The sequence below is a fragment of the Aquamicrobium sp. NLF2-7 genome (genome assembly GCF_022359935.1).
In the GTDB taxonomy this organism is placed as follows: Bacteria; Pseudomonadota; Alphaproteobacteria; order Rhizobiales; family Rhizobiaceae; genus Mesorhizobium; species Mesorhizobium lusatiense.
The window spans coordinates 2724071-2742587 of sequence record NZ_JAKSED010000001.1; the positions used below are offsets into that span (position 1 = coordinate 2724071).

The 18517-nt window shown below is 62.2% G+C and carries 18 protein-coding genes; 10 read left to right on the top strand and 8 right to left on the bottom strand.

Annotated features, from left to right (window positions below; all coding sequences use genetic code 11):
- Nucleotides 1-72 precede the first annotated feature (72 nt).
- The 3 genes from MIC97_RS13405 to MIC97_RS13415 all read right to left on the bottom strand — a co-directional run bounded on the left by MIC97_RS13405 (nt 73) and on the right by MIC97_RS13415 (nt 2512).
- Nucleotides 73-1575 carry an MFS transporter gene (locus MIC97_RS13405; protein WP_239800434.1) on the bottom strand — a complete coding sequence of 501 codons (1503 nt, stop codon included), beginning with the start codon at nt 1573-1575 and terminating at the stop codon, nt 73-75.
- 83 nt (nt 1576-1658) lie between these two features.
- Entirely contained in the window at nt 1659-2219 is a 561-nt protein-coding gene (locus MIC97_RS13410; protein ID WP_239800435.1) for a TetR/AcrR family transcriptional regulator, read from the bottom strand.
- Between the two features lie 11 nt (nt 2220-2230).
- Complete coding sequence (locus MIC97_RS13415) at nt 2231-2512, bottom strand: DUF2218 domain-containing protein (RefSeq protein WP_239800436.1); 282 nt, start codon at nt 2510-2512, stop codon at nt 2231-2233.
- A gap of 152 nt (nt 2513-2664) precedes the next feature.
- Here MIC97_RS13415 and MIC97_RS13420 point away from each other — a divergent pair, with 152 nt between their 5' ends.
- The 9 genes from MIC97_RS13420 (at nt 2665) to MIC97_RS13460 (ending at nt 12809) form a co-directional block, all read left to right on the top strand.
- On the top strand, nt 2665-3339 hold the full coding sequence (locus MIC97_RS13420; RefSeq protein WP_239800437.1) for a Crp/Fnr family transcriptional regulator: 675 nt from the start codon (nt 2665-2667) through the stop codon (nt 3337-3339).
- A gap of 320 nt (nt 3340-3659) precedes the next feature.
- A complete protein-coding gene (locus tag MIC97_RS13425) occupies nt 3660-5609 on the top strand; it encodes an AMP-binding protein (protein WP_239800438.1) in 1950 nt (649 codons plus the stop codon).
- Nucleotides 5606-6397 (top strand): ABC transporter ATP-binding protein, encoded by a 792-nt coding sequence (locus tag MIC97_RS13430; protein WP_183827005.1) that lies wholly within the window; start codon nt 5606-5608, stop codon nt 6395-6397. Before MIC97_RS13425 ends, MIC97_RS13430 begins: the two co-directional genes overlap by 4 nt.
- Before the next feature lie 57 nt (nt 6398-6454).
- Entirely contained in the window at nt 6455-7429 is a 975-nt protein-coding gene (locus MIC97_RS13435; protein ID WP_183827008.1) for a branched-chain amino acid ABC transporter permease, read from the top strand.
- A 4-nt stretch (nt 7430-7433) separates the two neighbouring features.
- The gene (locus MIC97_RS13440) at nt 7434-8510 is read left to right on the top strand and encodes a branched-chain amino acid ABC transporter permease (protein WP_183827011.1); all 1077 of its coding nucleotides are present in this window, start codon (nt 7434-7436) and stop codon (nt 8508-8510) included.
- Between the two features lie 44 nt (nt 8511-8554).
- Nucleotides 8555-9883 carry an ABC transporter substrate-binding protein gene (locus MIC97_RS13445; RefSeq protein WP_239800439.1) on the top strand — a complete coding sequence of 443 codons (1329 nt, stop codon included), beginning with the start codon at nt 8555-8557 and terminating at the stop codon, nt 9881-9883.
- Between the two features lie 81 nt (nt 9884-9964).
- Nucleotides 9965-10816 carry an ABC transporter ATP-binding protein gene (locus MIC97_RS13450; RefSeq protein WP_239800440.1) on the top strand — a complete coding sequence of 284 codons (852 nt, stop codon included), beginning with the start codon at nt 9965-9967 and terminating at the stop codon, nt 10814-10816.
- A gap of 75 nt (nt 10817-10891) precedes the next feature.
- Complete coding sequence (locus MIC97_RS13455; protein ID WP_239800441.1) at nt 10892-12124, top strand: AMP-binding protein; 1233 nt, start codon at nt 10892-10894, stop codon at nt 12122-12124.
- Nucleotides 12125-12455: 331 nt separating this feature from the next.
- Nucleotides 12456-12809 carry a YbaN family protein gene (locus tag MIC97_RS13460; protein ID WP_239801134.1) on the top strand — a complete coding sequence of 118 codons (354 nt, stop codon included), beginning with the start codon at nt 12456-12458 and terminating at the stop codon, nt 12807-12809.
- A gap of 547 nt (nt 12810-13356) precedes the next feature.
- Here the strand turns inward: MIC97_RS13460 and MIC97_RS13465 are convergent.
- The 5 genes from MIC97_RS13465 to rpmH all read right to left on the bottom strand — a co-directional run bounded on the left by MIC97_RS13465 (nt 13357) and on the right by rpmH (nt 16716).
- A complete protein-coding gene (locus MIC97_RS13465; RefSeq protein ID WP_183827023.1) occupies nt 13357-13554 on the bottom strand; it encodes a hypothetical protein in 198 nt (65 codons plus the stop codon).
- 222 nt (nt 13555-13776) lie between these two features.
- Entirely contained in the window at nt 13777-14220 is a 444-nt protein-coding gene (locus tag MIC97_RS13470) for a Fur family transcriptional regulator (protein ID WP_239800442.1), read from the bottom strand.
- 164 nt (nt 14221-14384) lie between these two features.
- Nucleotides 14385-16205 carry a membrane protein insertase YidC gene (yidC, locus tag MIC97_RS13475; protein ID WP_239801135.1) on the bottom strand — a complete coding sequence of 607 codons (1821 nt, stop codon included), beginning with the start codon at nt 16203-16205 and terminating at the stop codon, nt 14385-14387.
- A gap of 8 nt (nt 16206-16213) precedes the next feature.
- Nucleotides 16214-16567: a ribonuclease P protein component gene (gene rnpA, locus MIC97_RS13480; protein ID WP_183827029.1), complete on the bottom strand. Its 354-nt coding sequence runs from the start codon at nt 16565-16567 to the stop codon at nt 16214-16216.
- Nucleotides 16568-16581: 14 nt separating this feature from the next.
- Nucleotides 16582-16716, bottom strand: coding sequence for a 50S ribosomal protein L34 (gene rpmH / locus MIC97_RS13485; RefSeq protein ID WP_035029411.1), 135 nt, complete (start codon nt 16714-16716; stop codon nt 16582-16584).
- Nucleotides 16717-16976: 260 nt separating this feature from the next.
- Here rpmH and MIC97_RS13490 point away from each other — a divergent pair, with 260 nt between their 5' ends.
- Nucleotides 16977-18458: a HAMP domain-containing sensor histidine kinase gene (locus MIC97_RS13490; protein WP_239800443.1), complete on the top strand. Its 1482-nt coding sequence runs from the start codon at nt 16977-16979 to the stop codon at nt 18456-18458.
- Nucleotides 18459-18517: the final 59 nt, after the last annotated feature.

Here is an 18517-nt window from a genome sequence, read left to right on the forward strand (position 1 = left end):
GAAGGGTCGGCGCGTCTTAGCTGGAAACCGGGGCGCGGGCAAATGTCATGAACGGCGATCGCTGCCGTTTTCTCAGGCTTTGCCCGAGGACGGAGCGGCCTCCTCGCCCTGCCGGCGCGCCATCAGGGCAATGCCCAGTGCAAGGGCTGCGACCAGCGCCGCTGCCAGCCCATAGGCCACCAGCGCGCCCGTGTCGAAGGCGGCGCGGGCCGCATCTGTCAGCCGTGCAGCGGCGTCCGCCGGCAAGGTTTCGGCTGCAAGCAGCGCCTGATCGATGCTGTCGCGCACGAGCGAACCCGGCGCGATCTCCGCAGGGGTCGTCAGCGTGAGGCTGTAGATCGCCGCCACTAGGCTGCCAAGTATGGCGACCCCCAGCGTGCCACCCAGCTCATAGGCAACCGATTCGACGGAGCCTGCCATTCCGGCACGGTTCTCCGGGGCGTTGATCATGATGGCGGTAGACGCCGCCGACATGGCGCCGCCGGCGCCGAGCCCTAGCAGGGCAAGCACCGCCGCCTGCCACAGGAAGGGGGCGTCTGCCGACAAGGCCAGAAGCAACAGGCCGAGCGCCGTCATGGACATGGTTGCGGCCAGCATGCGCTCCATGCCGACCCGCATGAGCACGGACCCGGCGAGGGGGCCGGCCACGATGGCGGCAACAGCGATCGGCAGCAGGAACAGGCCCGCCTGCAAAGGCGAATAACCGCGCGAGAGCTGCAATTGCTGGCTGAACACGAATTCCACGCCCATCAGCGCAAGGCTGGCGATGAGCGCGGCCGCCGTGCCGGCGGCAAAGCGCTTGTTGCGAAACAGCGTGAAGTCGATCAGCGGGGAAGGCAGCCCCCGCTGGCGCCGGCAGAACAGCGAGCCGAACAGCAGGCCGATGCCGGCAGCGGCGAGCGCCTGCACGAAATCGGCGTCCGGCTTCATGGCTTCCTTCAGCCCATAGATCAGGGCGACCAGCGCGACGGTCACCAGCGCCGAGGTCCAAAGATCCCAGTGGCGTTCCGGGTCGCCGGGGTAATCCGGCACATAGCGGCGGGCCAGCACCAGCGCAACCAGCACCACCGGCACGTTGATGAGAAACACCGATCCCCACCAGAAATAGCCAAGCAATGCGCCGCCGATCAGCGGACCGATGGCCGCGGCACCCGAGGCGATCGAGCCCCATATGCCGATGGCGATGGCGCGTTCGCTGTCCTCCTGAAAGGTAAGGCGCAGCAGGGAGATCGTCGCCGGCATCATCATTGCCGCGCCGACGGCGAGCAGCGAACGCGCCACGATCAGCAGCCCGGCGGTCGGTGCGAAGGCAGCCAGCAGCGAGGCCGCGCCGAACACCACCAGCCCCCACATGAAGACGCGGCGATGGCCGATGCGGTCGCCGAGCGTGCCGAAGCCCGGCAGCAGCCCGGCCATCACCAGCGAATAGGCGTTGATCATCCACAGTTTCTGGGAATTCGTCGCGTCGAGATCATGCACCACGCGCGGCAGCGCCGTGTGCAGCACCGTCATGTCGATGCTGATCATGAAAAGCGCACTGGAGACGATAGCCAGCACGATCCACCTGGAAGACATAAGAGCACCTGAAGAGTCGGTTTGATTAATTCAATACGTATGTATTTATAAGAAGCCTGAATCCATTCCGAATCTGGCGGAAATCAGGCATTCTTTTGTAAATTCGTCAGCATGCTGTCGATTTCGTTTTCCAGTCCCTTCCAGGCTGCATCGGTGAAGGTCATAAATCCAAAGCCGCGCATCATGAATGCGCCTTCCACTGCCATCAGTGCCGTAAGCAGGCGTCGGTGATCTTCGCGGGCAAAATCGAGACCATCGAGGCGCGCAGTACATTCCCTGCGATAGCGTTCCATCTGCTCGGGTGACTGCATGAGAACCGCCATCATGACGGCGGAGCGATCAAGGGAGGCCTGATCGTATTCCTCCTGCTGGATGATCTTTATCTGGGCGCGTAGTATGGTGGCATGGTCGGTGCTGCCGCCGGTCATGGCGGCCACCTGCGCGTCGTAGTCCTCGCTCCAGCGATCGTACATGGCCGCGAGAAGGTGTTCCTTGGTGGCGAAGCTGTATTGAACACCGCCATTGGTGATGCCCGCCGCGCGGGCAAGGGCCGCCACGGTCAGCGCTGCGGCCCCGCGCTCGCGAACGATGGCCTCGGCGAGGTCGAGCAGCCTGTCACGATCGATTTTCTTGCGGCGGGACATGGCGGATCCCGTCAGGACCAGTTGAATTCGAGCGTCTCGCGGAAAGCGTAGCGCACGATATGGGCTTCCACCACCCGGTTGAGCTCGGGCAGGCGCTCTGCATCGTCGGCTTCGATCCGGACATCGAGCTTGTCGGGGCTGGCGGTCAGCGTGATCACTTCACCCTCGGCGAATTTGATACGTCCTTGCTGCGGATCGAAATTCACCTCGAAGCGGTGGGACCAGTGCTTGCACAATTGCTGCAGGTAGCGGCTGCCATTCTCAGTGGTGACGATTGCGCTGGATACCGGCATGGTGAACCTTTCTTATTTTGATCGGCAAACTCAGATTTTCATTCCATACGTACGTAATGCATTTTGCACATGCTTCAATGACTTTCGGCCAAGGTGACTATTGCCGCGGGGCCGTGATACGCACATGTTCTGCATAACGGTCGGGAGCGTGAATGATCAGCGAGGAGCAATTTCTGACGTCGGTGTTCTGGGCGCGTGAACTGCCGCCCGACGAGCAGGAGCGGGCACGGCGCGGCATCACCTTTCGCGCCATCGAATCGGGCCGCTATTTCATTCATCGCGGCGACCGCATCGACAACTGGATCGGCGTCGTCAGCGGGCTTCTTCGGCTGGGTTCGATCACCACCTCCGGCAAGGCCGTGACCTATGCCGGCCTGCCGCCGAGCTGCTGGTTCGGGGAGGGCTCCCTGCTCAAGGACGAGCCGCGCCAGTATGACGTTCTGGCACTCCGCCGCACGCAGCTTGCCCTGCTCAACCGGGCCACCTTTTTCTGGCTGTACGAGAACAGCGTCGCCTTCGACCGGCTTCTGGTGCGCCTCATCAACGAGCGGCTCGGCCAGTTCATCGCGCAGGTCGAGCATGACCGCACACTTGATTCGGCCGGCCGTGTGGCGCGCAGTCTGGCGTCGCTGTTCAACCCGGTGATCAGCCCGTTCATGGGCACGCAGATCGAGATCAGCCAGGAAGAAATCGGCCTGCTGGCGGGCGTGTCGCGCCCGGTCGCCAACCGTGTTTTGCAGGAACTGGAAAAAGCCGGCCTGCTGCGGAGCGAGGGCGGCACGGTAACGATACTGAAGCTGGAAGAGCTGCGCTTCTACGGCGAATAATCCATCGCCTTCAAGGAGTTATGTGACCAGCTTGTTCATCGGAGCCGCAAAAGTCACACATATCTCCGTTAGAATACATTCAACAATGCGTTCTGTCTGTCAAGGCGGCAGTTGAAAAACTGCGTCTGTGCTTGCAAGCTCTGTTCAACAGTCGGGATCAGCACCCGCGACAAAGCATCGGGTCGAAGGAGGAGCCGCTTTTCGGTTTCGTCCGTTGCTTCGTCAAAGTGCTGGAGCGTCCTTCATGCGGCCATCAGGCTGAAGGGCGGTCCGGCAGGACATCAGGAGGAGTTGCCTTGGCACCAGGGAGTGAGATGCCAATGCCCGATACGTTTGCCAAGCTCTTGTGCGAGCACGCTCGTGTGCGACCTGACCGCCCGGCGATGCGTCACAAGGATCTGGGTATCTGGCACACATGGACATGGCGCGAAATGGCCGAAGCCATCCGCGCCTATGCGGCGGGACTGCGCGATCTCGGCCTTGAACGCGGCGCGACGGTTGCCGTGATCGGCGAGAACCGGCCGGCCATGTACTGGACCATCCTCGCGGCCCAGTGGCTGGGCGCCATTCCGGTGCCGGTCTATGCCGATGCCGTTGCAGACGAGATGGCCTATGTCCTCGACCATGCCGAAGTCGGCTTCGCGGTGGTGCAGGACCAGGAGCAGGTCGACAAGATCCTGACGATCCAGGAGCAGGTGCCGAAGCTGCGCGTGGTGCTCTATGACGAGCCGCGCGGCTTGCGCGATTATGATCACAGCCGCCTTCACGCCGTTGCCGGCATCATCGAAAAGGGACGGAAGCTGCTGGCTTCCGATGCGCAGTTTGCCGCTGCCATCGATGCCGAGCGCGATCGCGGCAGCGCCGATGACATTTCTATCATTCTTTACACCTCCGGCACCACTGGGCGTTCCAAGGGCGTGCTCCTGTCGGCCGGCCGCTCCATCGCGGCAGCGCGCGATACGGTGACGTTCGACAAGCTCACGGATCGCGACGAGGTTCTGGCCTATCTGCCGCTGGCATGGGTGGGCGACCACTATCTCAACTATGCGCAGTCGCTGGTGTCGGGTTTCTGCGTCGCCTGTCCTGAAAGCCGCGAGACGGTGGAAACGAACCTTCAGGAGATCGGGCCGAGCTTCTACTTCGCGCCGCCGCGCGTGTTCGAGGCGCTGCTGACCCGCGTCACCATCCGCATGGAAGATGCCGGCGCGCTGAAGCGGCGCATGTTCAACTATTTCATCGGTTTTGCCCGGCGCTGGGGCGAGAAGATTCTCGATGGCGAAAAAGTGCCGTTTACCGCGCGTCTCGGTTACGGGCTCGGCAATCTGCTGGTTTATGCGCCGCTTAAGAACGTGCTCGGCTTTTCCCGTATCCGCGTGGCCTACACGGCAGGCGAGGCGATCGGCCCCGATCTCTTTTCCTTCTACCGCTCTCTCGGCATCAATCTGAAGCAGCTTTACGGCCAGACCGAAGCCTTCCTCTATGTGACCGCCCATCCCGACGGTCATATCCGCGTCGGCACGGTGGGACCGGCGACGCCGAATGTGGAAATCCGCATCAACGAGGATGGCGAGGTTCTGTATCGTTCGCCCGGCCAGTTCATCGGCTATTACAAGGACGATGAGCGCACTGCCGAAACCGTGACCGAGGACGGCTATGTGCGCACCGGCGATGCCGGCTTCTTCGACGAGGACGGCCATCTCACCATCATTGATCGCGCCAAGGATGTGGGGCGTCTGCGCTCTGGCGCGATGTTCGCGCCGAAATACATCGAGAACAAGCTGAAGTTCTTCCCGAACATCAAGGAAGCCGTGGCTTTCGGGCAGGACAGCGACTTCGTCACCTGCATGCTCAACATCGACCTGACGGCGGTGGGCAACTGGGCCGAGCGCAACAACATTCCCTATGCCTCCTATCAGGAGCTGGCGCAGCGCCCCGAGGTCTACGCCATCTGCGCGGGACATGTGGAGGAAGTGAACCGCTCGCTTGCCACCGAGCCGCGCATGGCCGCCGCCCAGATCCGCCGTTTCCTCATCCTGCACAAGGAGCTCGACGCCGACGATGGCGAGATGACGCGCACCCAGAAGGTGCGGCGCGGCTTCATCGCCGAGCGCTACAAGCCGCTGGTCGATGCGCTCTACAACGGTGCCGAAGCCGCCGACATCTCGACGGAAGTGACCTTCGAGGACGGCCGCAAGGGCGTGATCTCGGCGCGGGTGAAGATTGCCGATGCCGCGACCGTCGAAACCGGCACGCTGGAGGCCGCGGCATGAGCAGCACCACCAACGCCAAGGGGGAAACCCTGCTTGCCGTGGACGGCGTGTCGCTCGCCTTCGGCGGCGTCAAGGCGATCACCGATGTCTCGTTCGATATTCGCAAAGGCGAAATCCGCGCCATCATCGGTCCCAACGGCGCCGGCAAGACCTCGATGCTCAACGTGATCAACGGCTTCTATCATCCGCAGCAGGGCCGCATCACCTACAAGGGCCAGACCCGTTCGCGCATGCGCCCCTATCAGGCTGCCAGCCAGGGCATCGCCCGCACCTTCCAGAACGTGGCGCTGTTTCGCGGCATGTCGACGCTCGACAACATCATGGTCGGGCGCACGCTGCGCATGCATCGCGGCCTGTTCTGGCAGATGCTGCGCTTCGGCCCCGCCATGCGCGAGGAGATCGACCATCGCCGCCATGTCGAGGACATCATCGACTTCCTGCAGATCGAGGCGATCCGCAAGACGCCGGTGGGGAAACTGCCCTACGGTTTGCAGAAGCGCGTGGAGCTTGGCCGGGCGCTCGCCATGGAGCCGGAGTTGCTGCTGCTCGACGAGCCGATGGCCGGCATGAACATGGAAGAGAAGGAGGATATGTGCCGCTACATCCTCGATCTCAACCGGCATTTCGGCACCACCATCGCCCTCATCGAGCACGACATCGGCGTGGTCATGGACCTGTCCGACCGGGTGGTGGTTCTGGAATACGGACACAAGATTGCAGACGGAACGCCTGAGGAGGTGAAGGCGGATCCGAAGGTCATCGACGCCTATCTGGGCGTCGGACACTGAAACGCGAGGATACGCCACGCCGTTCGTGACGGCGCTGTCGTCGATCAGGGAGGATCGATGCTCTACAATATATTCATCGACCCGTTCGTGCAGATGGTGCAGATGCCCGATCTGCTCGTGCAGACCCTGTGGGAGGGGCTGGTCTCGGGTGTGCTCTATGCGCTGATCGCGCTGGGCTTCGTGCTGATCTTCAAGGCATCCGGCGTCTTCAATTTCGCGCAAGGCATCATGGTGGTGTTTTCTGCACTTACCCTTGTCGGCTTCTACGCAAAATTCTCCTCATGGGGCTTTTCCGGCCACGCCGCCGCATTCCTCGCGCTGCTTCTGGCGGCCGGCGTCATGCTGGTGCTGGCCATGCTGGTCGAGCGCGTGGTGCTGCGCCCGCTGGTCAACCAGCCTGACATCATCCTGTTCATGGCTACCTTCGGCATCACCTATGTGCTGATCGGCTTCGGCGAGATCGTGTTCGGCGGCGACCCCAAGCAGATGATCGCCAATGAATTGTTCCTGCCCAGCGGTTCCGTCGACATCGAGATGCTGGGCGGTCTGGTGAGCCTGCAGAAGATCGACATCGCCGCCGCCGTCATCGCCTCGCTGATGATCGTGGGGCTGGCGCTGTTCTTCCAGAAGACGCGCATCGGCCGTGCCTTGCGTGCCGTTGCCGACAGCCACAAGGCGGCCCTTTCGGTCGGTATTTCGCTCAACCAGATCTGGGTGATCGTGTGGTTCGCCGCTGGTCTCGTGGCGCTGGTCACCGGCATCATGTGGGGCGCGCGCTCGGACGTCTCCTTCGCGCTGGAGATCGTGGCGCTGAAGGCGCTGCCGGTTCTCGTGCTCGGCGGTTTCACCTCGGTGCCCGGCGCCATCGTCGGCGGGCTCATCATCGGCATCGGCGAGAAGCTCGGCGAGTTCTACTGGGGCCCGCTGCTCGGCGGCGGCATCGAGAGCTGGCTCGCCTATGTGATCGCCCTGGTGTTCCTGCTGTACCGGCCGCAGGGCCTGTTCGGCGACAAGATAATCGAACGGATCTGACACGATGTTCTATCGCGAAACCGGCCAGTTCAAGCAAAGCTACGCGGCAGACTCCGCAGTCTTCCCGATCCTTCAGGACCGCTACGGCCTCGCCATCATCATGGCCATCGCCTTTGTCCTGATCCCCATGTTCGGCAGCGAGTTCCTGCTCGCTTCGGTGATGATCCCGTTCCTGATCCTGTCCCTCGGTGCGATCGGGCTGAACATCCTCGTCGGCTATACCGGGCTTTTGTCGCTCGGCACGGCCGGCTTCATGGGCGTGGGCGCCTATGCCACCTACAAGCTTTCCACGCTGTTCCCGCAGGTGAACATTCTGGTGTGGATCCTGTGCTCGGGCTTCTTTTCGGCCGGCATCGGCGTTCTGTTCGGCCTGCCGTCGCTGCGCATCAAGGGGTTCTATCTCGCCGTTGCTACGCTTGCCGCGCAGTTCTTCCTGCAATGGTGCTTCGTGCGTGTGGCCTGGCTCTACAATTACAATCCGTCGGGCGCCATCGAGGTGTCGGGCCGCACCCTGTTCGGCATCGCCATCACCGGGCCGATGGCCACCCCGGTCAACCGCTATTACGTGGTGCTGGGCGTCGTGGTGGTGATGACGCTGATTGCCTCCAACATCGTCCATGGACGCATCGGGCGCACATGGATGGCCGTGCGCGACATGGATATTGCCGCCCAGCTCATGGGCATCCGTCTGTTGCCGGCCAAGCTGCTCGCCTTCGCCGTCTCGTCCTTCTACTGCGGCGTGGCGGGCGCTCTGATGGTGTTCCTGTGGCTGAGTGCTGCGGAGCCATCCGCGTTCGACATCAAGCTGTCGTTCCTGCTGCTGTTCATGGTCATCATCGGTGGTCTGGGCTCCCTGATCGGCTCCTTCATGGGCGCTGCGCTGATCCACATATTGCCGATCGTCATCCGCGCCCTGCCGGAATCGCTGGGGTTGCCGGTGGCTGCGGCCACTGTCGAGCACCTGACCTATCTGATCGTCGGCGGGCTCATCATCTTCTTCCTCATCGTCGAGCCGCACGGACTGGCCCGGCTCTGGCAGATAACAAAACAGAAGCTTCGCGTGTGGCCGTTCCCTTACTGAGGGGCGGTGCACGTGGTGGGAGTGGAAACCGGAGGAGAATGAAAATGTCACTGAAAAAAATGATACTGGCACTTTCAGCCGCATCGATGCTGGCCATGCCGGCCATCGAGGCGGCCAACGCAGAAGATTCGATCTACGTGCCGCTGTTCACCTATCGCACCGGAGCCTTCGCCGGCTCGGGCGCGCCGATCGCCGACGGCATGCACGACTATCTCACCATGCTCAACGAGCGTGATGGCGGCATCGGCGGCGTCAAGCTGGTGATCGAGGAATGCGAGACCGGCTATGATACCAAGAAGGGCCTCGAATGCTACGAGGCCGTGAAGCCGAAGAAGCCTGTCATGGTCAATCCATGGTCCACCGGCATCACGCTGCCGCTGATCCAGAAGGCCGGTGTCGACAAGATCCCGGTGCTGTCCATGGCCTATGGCCTGTCGGCCTCGGCCAAGGGCGACGTCTTCCCGTGGATCTTCAACCCGCCGGCGACCTACTGGGACGGCTTCACGCAGATCCTGAACTACATCGCCGATCAGGAAGGCGGCGGCGTCGACAAGCTCAAGGGCAAGAAGATCGGCTACATCTATCTCGACGCCAGCTTCGGGCGCGAGCCGCTGCCGCTCATCGAACAGCTGTCGAAGGAACTCGGCTTCGAGGCCAAGCTCTATCCGGTGGCTGCCGCCGACATGCAGAACCAGTCGTCGCAGTGGCTGAGCGTGCGCCGCGACCGGCCCGACTACATGATCCTGTTCGGCTGGGGCGCGCTCAACTCCACCGCCGTCAAGGAAGCGGTGAAGACCAACTTCCCGATGGAGAAGTTCATCTCCGTGTGGTGGCCGGGCGAGGATGACGTGCGCGGCGCCGGCGATGGCGCCAAGGGCTTCAAGACGCTGAACTGGCATGCCGCCGGCACGGATTTCCCGCTTATCCAGGACATCCAGAAATATGTCGTCGATGCGGGCAAGAGCCAGGTCTCGGACAAGGCCAAGGTCGGGCAGGTGCTGTACAACCGCGGTGTCTACAACTCCATGCTGATCGCCGAGGCCATCCGTACCGCGCAGGAGGTGACGGGCAACAAGGTGGTGACCGGCGAGGATGTACGCCGTGGTCTGGAGAACCTCAACATCGACGAGGCGCGCCTCAAGGAGATCGGTCTTGAAGGCTTCACCCAGCCGCTGAAGCTATCCTGCAACGACCACAACGGCCATCAGTCCAACTTCGTGCAGAGCTGGAACGGCACCGCATTCGAGAAGGTGACCGATTACATCGCGCCGATGAGCGACAAGGTCATTCCGCTGCTCGACGAGGATGCGAAGTCCTACGCCGAGAAGAACGCGCCATGGCCGGAGCGCACCGAGGCCTGCGACGCCTCGTAAGGCTCACGCTTTTGCCAGCTTCCCTTCCCCCGCCAGCCAGCCCAGCCAGTCGGGGGAAGGGCCCCAATCCGGAGCTGACCCATGTCTGAACCTGCCGCTGCCGATACTGTTTCCCGTCAACCGGATCCGGCGCCGCCGATCCTGTCGGTCAACAACATCGAGGTCATCTACGACCACGTCATTCTCGTGCTGAAAGGCGTGTCGCTGACCGTGCCGAAAGGCGGAATCGTCGCCATTCTGGGCGCCAACGGCGCCGGCAAGACGACGACGCTCAAGGCCATCTCCAACCTGCTCCATTCCGAGCGCGGGGAGGTGACGAAGGGCTCGATCGAATTCGATGGCGAGCGCATCGACAAGCTCAGCCCCAATGAGCTGGTGCGGCGCGGCTGCATCCAGGTGATGGAGGGCCGCCACTGCTTCGGCCATCTCAGCATTGAGGAAAACCTGCTGACCGGAGCCTTCACCCGCCGCGACGGCCGGGCCGCAGTGCGCGACGATCTGGAGATGATCTACAACTATTTCCCGCGCCTGAAGCAGCGGCGCAATTCGATGGCCGGTTACACCTCCGGCGGCGAGCAGCAGATGTGCGCCATCGGCCGCGCCATGATGAGCCGGCCGAAGATGATCCTGCTCGACGAGCCGTCCATGGGTCTTGCCCCGCAGGTGGTCGACGAAATCTTCGAGATCGTGAAGGACCTCAACACAAAGCAGGGCGTGTCGTTTCTCGTAGCCGAGCAGAACACCAACATGGCGTTGAAATACGCCACCTATGGCTACATCCTGGAAACCGGACGCATCGTCATGGACGGTGCTGCCGATGCGTTGCGCGACAATGAAGACGTCAAGGAATTCTACCTCGGCATTGGCGGCGAGGGGCGTAAGTCGTTCCGCGACGTCAAGAGCTACAAGCGCCGCAAGCGCTGGCTGAGCTGAGCAGCCGATACCAGTCGCACAGGGCCCGATCCCACAGGCCCTGTCAGAGAAGCCGTCAGAAAGGCGATGTCCCCCATGCCTGCACATTTCGATGCCGAGGAAACCCGGGCTCCGGAAGTTCGTGAAAAAGCCCTGTTCGGGGCGCTGCACACCTTGCTTGCCGGCGTGGTCGAGACAACGCCCGCCCTGCGGCAGCAACTGGATGGCATATCTATTGACGCGATTGCGGACAGGCAGGCGCTGCAGAGCGTGCCGGTGATCCGCAAGGGCGATCTTGTTGCCTTGCAGGCCAAGGCGCCGCCCTTTGCCGGGCTCACGTCCATTTCCGCCGGCAGGCTGAAACGGCTGCTGGTCTCGCCGGGCCCGATCTTCGATCCGGAAGGCCATGGCAAGGACTGGTGGGGTTCGGCGCGCGCGCTGTTCGCCGCCGGCATCCGCAGCGAGGACATCGTCCACAACGCGTTCAGCTATCACCTCACGCCGGGTGGCTACATCATGGAATCGGGTGCCCATGCGCTGGGCTGCGCGGTCATTCCAGCCGGTGTCGGCAACACCGAGCAGCAGATCGAGGCGATCGCCGCCTTGCGGCCGTCCGGCTATGTCGGCACGCCCGACTTTCTCAAGATCCTGCTCGACAGGATCGCCGAAGCCGGCATCGAAAACCCCATAAAGCGCGCTCTGGTTTCGGGGGCAGCCTTTCCGCCGTCCCTGCAACAGGAGGTGGCGGGACGCGGCGTCGATGCCTATCAGGCCTATGCCAGCGCAGAGCTTGGTGTCATCGCCTATGAGACGTCCGCGCGCTCGGGCCTTGTCGTCAATGAAGGGCTGATCGTGGAGATCGTGCGCCCCGGCACCGACGAGGCGGTGGCCGAGGGCGAGGTGGGCGAGGTTGTGGTGACGCGGCTCAGCGCTGAATATCCGCTGTTGCGCTTCGGTACAGGGGACCTTTCCCGCATTGTGCCGGGCGTGAGCCCGTGCGGCCGCACCAACCAGCGGCTGGCCGGCTGGATGGGACGCGCCGACCAGCGCACCAAGGTCAAGGGCATGTTCGTCGACCCGGCCCAGATCGCCGCGATCGCGAAAAAATACCCTGAACTCGGGCGGCTGCGGCTGGTGGTGACGCGCGAGGCGGAGCAGGACCACATGGTGCTGAAGGCAGAAGCCGGGGAGGCGGCCACGGAATTGCCGGCAATTCTCGAGCAGGCTTTGCAGGCATCGACCAAGATGAAGGGCAGGGTGGAAATCGTGCCACCCGATAGCCTGCCGAATGACGGCAAGATCATCGCCGACGAGCGCCCCGCCGGCTAAAACTTCCCGTTTCCGGGACGCGGCCGGAACGATAGGCGGTGTCGCCCGCAGACGACATGTCAGGTGATCCGGTATCGGTTCAATCTTGAGCTGATTTGTCCACTTGATTGCGAAACGTTCCTGACCGATGTTCGGCCCGAAAAGCATCGACTGCCGCCAGTTGTCCTCACGACATGGCGGGAACGTGGTGCAGGGAAGACCGAGGACGCAACCAATGACATCGCCCGTTGCAACCCAGGCCGACAAAGCGCATTTCCCTGCCGGAGATGAGCGCGACATGAGTTTGCCGGACGAGACACAAAGCAGCGAACCAACAGCGGTTTCGGCACCGATGCGCGGCCTGTTCCTCGCCCTTGGGCTTTTCTTTGTGGCGCTGGGCTTTGTCGGAGCGTTCCTTCCAGTGCTGCCGACCACGCCGTTCCTCATTCTGGCGGCGGCGTGTTTTGCGAAATCGTCGCGGCGGCTGGAACTCTGGCTTCTCGATCACCCGCGCTTCGGACCCACGCTTCGCGAGTGGCGGGTGCGCCGCGCCATACCGCGCAAAGCCAAGTTTATGTCGCTCGCCGGCAGCAGCTTAGGCTTCCTTCTGTTCTGGCTGGGTAGCAATCCCGGCCCGCTTCTCATGGTGGCGGTGGCATCGCTGATGCTGGTCGGTGTTGCCTATGTGTTTTCCCGGCCGTCCTGAAGCCGCTTTGACAAGCCGATTTTCTCCGGCGCCATCTTCAGCACCATATCTGCTTTGACGGCGCGCCAGATCTTTTCATCTTCACGTGTAGGACAAGGCTCCAGCGCGCCCGTTGCCTGAGGCAATCTCCGGCAGGGCGTGTGCGACCCGGGGCTTTTCGTCCTTTCCGGTCTGGCCGGGCGTCTCGTTCCGCAACAATGCGGTGCATCCGGACTTCCATATTCCCTTGCGGAAGGTGATCGGACCCGCGCCAAACAACCGTGCGCCAGCATGAATTTCACGTGGCGGAACAAGAAATTCCACAGGTGCGGCAATTTATTATATAAAAAGCGTAGACAAACACTTGAACCGGGAACCGGCTAGTCCTATCTGGGCGGTGTGTCGGGTGTTCTCCTCCCATTGCGCCCGGCACGTTCCCCTCTGGAAGGTTTTAACTTTCCATGCTTGGCCGGGCCTTTAGGTCCGGCCTTTTTTTATGCGTTCTCCAAAAAAACAAAAACGGCGCCGAAGCGCCGTTTGAGTGGAAAGCTTACGAAGCCCGCCGAAATCAGTTGCGGGTCTCGGTGGAGAAATGGCCGCACCAGTCGCTGGCCGTAACCACCGGCCACAGGCCGCGTGCGTTCGGCTCGGGCTGCGTCACCGGCGGGTTGAAGCGGCACAGGCCGGCATTCTCGGCAACCTTGGTGCTGTTGGCGATGTGGTCTTCGTAATAAGCGCAGCTATTGCACGAAACGGACTGGGCCATGGGGTATCTCCTTCTTTCGGTATTTCAGTCGGATTTAAAGTTGAGCTTTGGTATCCGAATTTAGAATTATTCTAAACTAGAAATCGGGATAAGCGCAAGCGTCGTTTTCAGGGGTGCGACAAGAAAGACGATCCCATGCCCGAACGGTGCCGTCTCGCTGGCGGACACATTTCGTGCCCGGCGACTGAAGCAAACATGATGGTGAGAAGGGCCTCAGGCCGCTCAGGGAGCCTTGCCGGTTCCCTTGCGCGCCTTCTTTGAAGGGCGCACATAGATTTCCAGCCTGTGACTGACTATGTCGAAACCGTGCTGCCGGGCGATCTCATCCTGCAGCCTTTCAATCTCATCGGAGCGGAACTCGATCACGTCACCAGTCTCGACGTTGATCAGGTGGTCATGATGGTCCTGATCGGCTGTTTCAAAGCGCGCACGGCCGTCGCCGAAAGTATGCTTCTCCAGAACGCCCTTTTCTTCCAGCAGGGACAGCGTGCGATAGACAGTGGCGATCGCGACGCCGGGACTGATCTCGCTGACGCGACGATGCAGTTCCACTGCATCCGGATGATCCGTCGATTCGGCCAGAACCTGCATGATGACCTTGCGCGGTCCCGTCAGTCGAAGACCATGCTCCTTGCAAAGGTCGGCGATGTCCTTGCTGAATCTCATATCTGCTCTTTGCGATGCATCCGGACCGTAAAAGGCTTCTGCGGCACCCAGGATAGACCTACCCCGTATAGGACGACCTTTCCAGTGACGGCAAGGCGCACTGGCACCGCGCAAAAAGAAAGGGCCCCGAAAACGGGGCCCTGATCTCATCTTGCCAGACTGGTCTACTCCGCCGGTTTGGGCTTCTTGCGGAACAACGCTGCCAGATTGTCCCACAATTCGATCTTCACTCCCTGACGCTTCATGATCAGCGCCTGCTGGAGGATCGAGAGCAGGTTGTTCCATGCCCAGTAGATGACCAGACCTGCGGGGAAACCTGCCATCATGAAGGTGAAGATGACGGGCATCCAGTTGAAGATCATGGCCTGCGTCGGGTCCGGCGGAGCCGGGTTCATGCGCATCTGCAGGAACATGGTCACGCCCATCAGCAGCGGCCAGATGCCGATATGCAGCATGGCGGGAACCGTATAGGGCAACAGGCCGAACAGGTTGAACAGCGAGGTTGGATCGGGTGCCGCCAGATCGTGAATCCAGCCGAAGAATGGCGCGTGGCGCATTTCGATGGTGATGTAGAGCACCTTGTAGAGCGCGAAGAACACCGGAATCTGGATCAGCACCGGCCAGCAGCCGGCGATCGGATTGATCTTCTCCGTCTTGTAGAGCTCCATCATCGCCTGCTGCTGCTTCATCCGGTCATCCGCGTATTTTTCGCGGATCTCCGTCATCCTGGGCTGCACCTTCTTCATATTGGCCATCGAGGCGTAGGACTTGTTGGCCAGCGGGAAGAAGATGAGCTTGACGACGACGGTGGTGGCGAGGATCGCCAGACCGAAATTGCCGAGCATCTTGTAGAGCGTGTCGATCAGCCAGAACATCGGCTTGGTGATGAAGTGGAACCAGCCCCAGTCGATGAGCAGGTCGAAGCGGCGGATGCTGCGCTCTTCCTCATAGGCGTTGATGGTCTCGACTTCCTTGGCGCCGGCGAAGACCATCGATTCGACCGTGGCCGACTGGCCAGCGGCAACCGGAATCGCATCGCTGAGGAAGTCCGCCTGATAGCGCGGCCGGCCATCCTCGAAATAGGCGAAGCGCGGCTGGAAGGGCTGCTTTGCCGTGGGAACGAGCGTAACCGCCCAGTACTTGTCGGTGATGCCAAGCCAGCCGTCGCTGGACTTTCCGGGCGTGTACTGCTTGTCGTCCTCGACGGCGGAATATTTGTGCTCCTGCAACCCTTCGGTGCCGGTCACGCCGATCAGGCCTTCATGCAGAACGTAGATCGAGGCGGTGGTCGGCTTGTCGAAGCGGGTCACGCGTCCGTAGCTGAACAGGGTGATGTCGCTGGCGCCGCTGTTTTCCACGGTGTCCGACACCGTGAACATGTAGTGAGCGTCGATCGAATAGGTGCGCTTGAAGACAAGGCCCTTTTCGTTCGTGTAGGTGAGCGTGACGGGCGTGGCCGGTGTCAGCGAGGCACCTTCCGGTGCCGTCCACACGGTCTGCGGTCCCGGCACGGAGCCGGTTGCCTCATTGCCGACGAAACCAAGCTCGGCATAGTAGCCATTGGGCAGAGCGGCGGGATTGAGCAGCTCGATCTCGGGCGAATTCCTGTCGACCGTCTCGCGGTAATCCTTGAGCTTGAGATCGTCGAGGCGTCCGCCGGTCAGATTGATCGAGCCTTCCACGCTGGGCGTCTCGATCCTGACGCGCGGGGTGCCGGCCAGCGCCTGCTCGCGTCCGGCGGGTGCCGCCAGCCCCTCGGTGCCGCCGGCGCCGGGAATGGCTCCTTGTCCGGGGGAAGCCTGACCAGAGGTCTGGCCGGGCGTGGGCACGTCGGCGCTCTGTTGCGCCTGCTCCTGCCGGGCCTGCTCGATCTGAGCCGCCTCGCGCTGCTGCTCGATGCGCGGGTTCATATAGAAGACCTGCCAGAGCACCAGAATCAGCACTGACAGCGCAATGGTGATGAAGAAATTGCGATTGTGTTCCATCATGAACCCTATCGTGATCCGCGGATCCGCCGGGAAAGTTCGGCCTTGAGTTGGTCGAATGGCGCGCCGAGCGCATCCAGGCGGCCGACGATCACATAATCATTGCCGCACGTCATGTCATGTGCGGCATGGGTGCGCACGGCTTCTTTCAGCCGCCGTCTGACGCGATTGCGTATGACGGCATTGCCGACTTTCTTCGTAACGGTGTAACCGACGCGCGGCGCAGCAGTATCGCCCCGATCGAGAACCTCAACGAGAAAAAACCGTCCACGGCGCTTTTCACCACGCCGCACGGCCAGAAATTCCGCACGCTTGAGAAGCCGCCCGGGCTGCGGTCCCGAAGGCTTACAGTCGCCGGGCAACGAACTCGCTTCCGTCAGGCGCTCAGCCGCTTGCGACCACGATTGCGGCGGGCAGCAATGACGGCACGACCACCATTGGTGGCCATACGGGCACGGAAGCCGTGGCGGCGCTTGCGAACGAGCTTGGAGGGTTGGTAGGTACGCTTCATTTATTTAATACCGCGGTGTGCGGCCCTTCTTGATTCTGTCATGGTTAAGACAGGAGCTATGCCCGGCCTGCACGCACAACCAAGGTTGCGCCGGGAGTGCAGGCCCGAGCGTGAGCGGCTTATATGGACTGGGGGCCATCGAGTCAATCAGCAGGGCTTTGCGGCGCATCACTCTTTCCGGCCATGCCGGAGCACAGACAAGGGCGACGGGTTCGACTATGATGAGAAGGTGGCCGCAGAGCCGCTGAATGTGGAGACGGATGACTGAGAACCTGCAAAGCGGGCAGGACGAACCGATGTCGGCACGGCATGCGGTTCCGCTCGCGCGCGGGCTATCCACCAAGCTGCTGCTGCTGACGGTCGTTTTCGTGCTGCTGGCGGAAACTCTCATCTTTCTACCTTCCGTGGCCAGCTATCGCGTCAGCTGGCTGCGGGATCGGCTGGCAACGGCTGCGGCCGTTTCCATCGTGCTCGTGCAGGGCGATCCGGCCGATTTGTCGCGCGAGGCACAGGATGACGTGTTGACGGCCATCGGGGCACGGGCCATCGCCGTCAGCGATGGCGGCGTGTCGCGCCTTCTGGTGGTGGCCGACATGCCGCCGGAGGTCGACACCCATATCGACATGGCGAATGTGGGCATGTTCGGAGAAATCGCCGGGGCGCTGGACACGTTGCTGAATGGCGGGGACCGCATGCTGCGCGTCTATGGGCCGGCCGGCGACGATGCCCGCGAATTCGAGCTGATCATGCCGGACAACGCCCTGCGCGCGGCCATGCTCACCTATGCGCGCAATGTTGCCCTGCTGTCGCTGCTGATCTCGGTGTTTGCGGCGATGCTCGTCTATGCGGCCATGGACCGCATCATGGTGCGCCCGATGCGCAGGCTCGCCCAATCCATGCTGGACTTCTCGGCAGCCCCCGATGATCCGGCGCGCGTCATCACCCCGGCCGCGCGTGCCGACGAGATCGGCTTTGCCGAACGCGAGCTGTCCCACATGCAGGAAAGACTGCAGAAGATGCTGGCCGAGCGCCGCCATCTGGCCGATCTCGGCCTTGCCGTTTCCAAGATCAATCACGACATGCGCAACATGCTGGCCTCCGCCCAGCTCATCTCCGACCGTCTGAGCATGTCGAAGGACCCGACGGTGCAGTCCTTCACGCCGCGGCTGTTGCGGGCGCTGGACCGCGCGGTGTCCTATTCGGAAGGCGTGCTTGCCTATGGCCGCACCCAGGAGCCGCTGCCGGCGCGCCGTCTGGTCAACCTGCATCCGCTGGTGGAGGATCTTCGTGACATCGCAGGAGCCGACAGTGGCGTGGATTTCGTCAACGCCGTGCCATCCGGATTCGAGATCGACGCGGATCCGGACCAGCTTTTCCGCGTGCTGACGAATCTTGTCCGCAACGCGGTACAGGCCATGATCGCCGAGGCCGAACGCATCAATGTGCAGCGGCTGACTGTGTCGGCCGAACGGCAGGGCGGCGTCTGCCGTATCATGGTGAGTGACACCGGTCCCGGTCTGCCGCCCAGGGCGCGGGAAAATCTGTTCTCTGCTTTCCGGGGTGGTGCGCGGCAGGGCGGCACCGGGCTCGGCCTTGCGATCGCGCATGAGCTGGTGCGTGCCCATGGCGGTGTTCTGGAGCTGGTCGCCAGCGAAAGCGGCCACACCACCTTTGCCATAACCATCACCGATCGCCCGCTGCCCTTCAGTCGCACAGTCGAAGGTGCACGCAAGCGTGGCTGAAACGCGGCGAACTTCCGGTGCTGTGGGCGATGTGAAGAAACTTTGAAATGCCGGCTTGC

Bases quoted from the DNA above. Each gene is read 5' to 3' on its own strand.
- MIC97_RS13405 (WP_239800434.1), bottom strand. From the start codon at position 1,575: ATGTCTTCCAGGTGGATCGTGCTGGCTATCGTCTCCAGTGCGCTTTTC.
- MIC97_RS13410 (WP_239800435.1), bottom strand. From the start codon at position 2,219: ATGTCCCGCCGCAAGAAAATCGATCGTGACAGGCTGCTCGACCTCGCC.
- MIC97_RS13415 (WP_239800436.1), bottom strand. From the start codon at position 2,512: ATGCCGGTATCCAGCGCAATCGTCACCACTGAGAATGGCAGCCGCTAC.
- MIC97_RS13420 (WP_239800437.1), top strand. From the start codon at position 2,665: ATGATCAGCGAGGAGCAATTTCTGACGTCGGTGTTCTGGGCGCGTGAA.
- MIC97_RS13425 (WP_239800438.1), top strand. From the start codon at position 3,660: ATGCCCGATACGTTTGCCAAGCTCTTGTGCGAGCACGCTCGTGTGCGA.
- MIC97_RS13430 (WP_183827005.1), top strand. From the start codon at position 5,606: ATGAGCAGCACCACCAACGCCAAGGGGGAAACCCTGCTTGCCGTGGAC.
- MIC97_RS13435 (WP_183827008.1), top strand. From the start codon at position 6,455: ATGCTCTACAATATATTCATCGACCCGTTCGTGCAGATGGTGCAGATG.
- MIC97_RS13440 (WP_183827011.1), top strand. From the start codon at position 7,434: ATGTTCTATCGCGAAACCGGCCAGTTCAAGCAAAGCTACGCGGCAGAC.
- MIC97_RS13445 (WP_239800439.1), top strand. From the start codon at position 8,555: ATGTCACTGAAAAAAATGATACTGGCACTTTCAGCCGCATCGATGCTG.
- MIC97_RS13450 (WP_239800440.1), top strand. From the start codon at position 9,965: ATGTCTGAACCTGCCGCTGCCGATACTGTTTCCCGTCAACCGGATCCG.
- MIC97_RS13455 (WP_239800441.1), top strand. From the start codon at position 10,892: ATGCCTGCACATTTCGATGCCGAGGAAACCCGGGCTCCGGAAGTTCGT.
- MIC97_RS13460 (WP_239801134.1), top strand. From the start codon at position 12,456: ATGCGCGGCCTGTTCCTCGCCCTTGGGCTTTTCTTTGTGGCGCTGGGC.
- MIC97_RS13465 (WP_183827023.1), bottom strand. From the start codon at position 13,554: ATGGCCCAGTCCGTTTCGTGCAATAGCTGCGCTTATTACGAAGACCAC.
- MIC97_RS13470 (WP_239800442.1), bottom strand. From the start codon at position 14,220: ATGAGATTCAGCAAGGACATCGCCGACCTTTGCAAGGAGCATGGTCTT.
- yidC (WP_239801135.1), bottom strand. From the start codon at position 16,205: ATGGAACACAATCGCAATTTCTTCATCACCATTGCGCTGTCAGTGCTG.
- rpmH (WP_035029411.1), bottom strand. From the start codon at position 16,716: ATGAAGCGTACCTACCAACCCTCCAAGCTCGTTCGCAAGCGCCGCCAC.
- MIC97_RS13490 (WP_239800443.1), top strand. From the start codon at position 16,977: ATGACTGAGAACCTGCAAAGCGGGCAGGACGAACCGATGTCGGCACGG.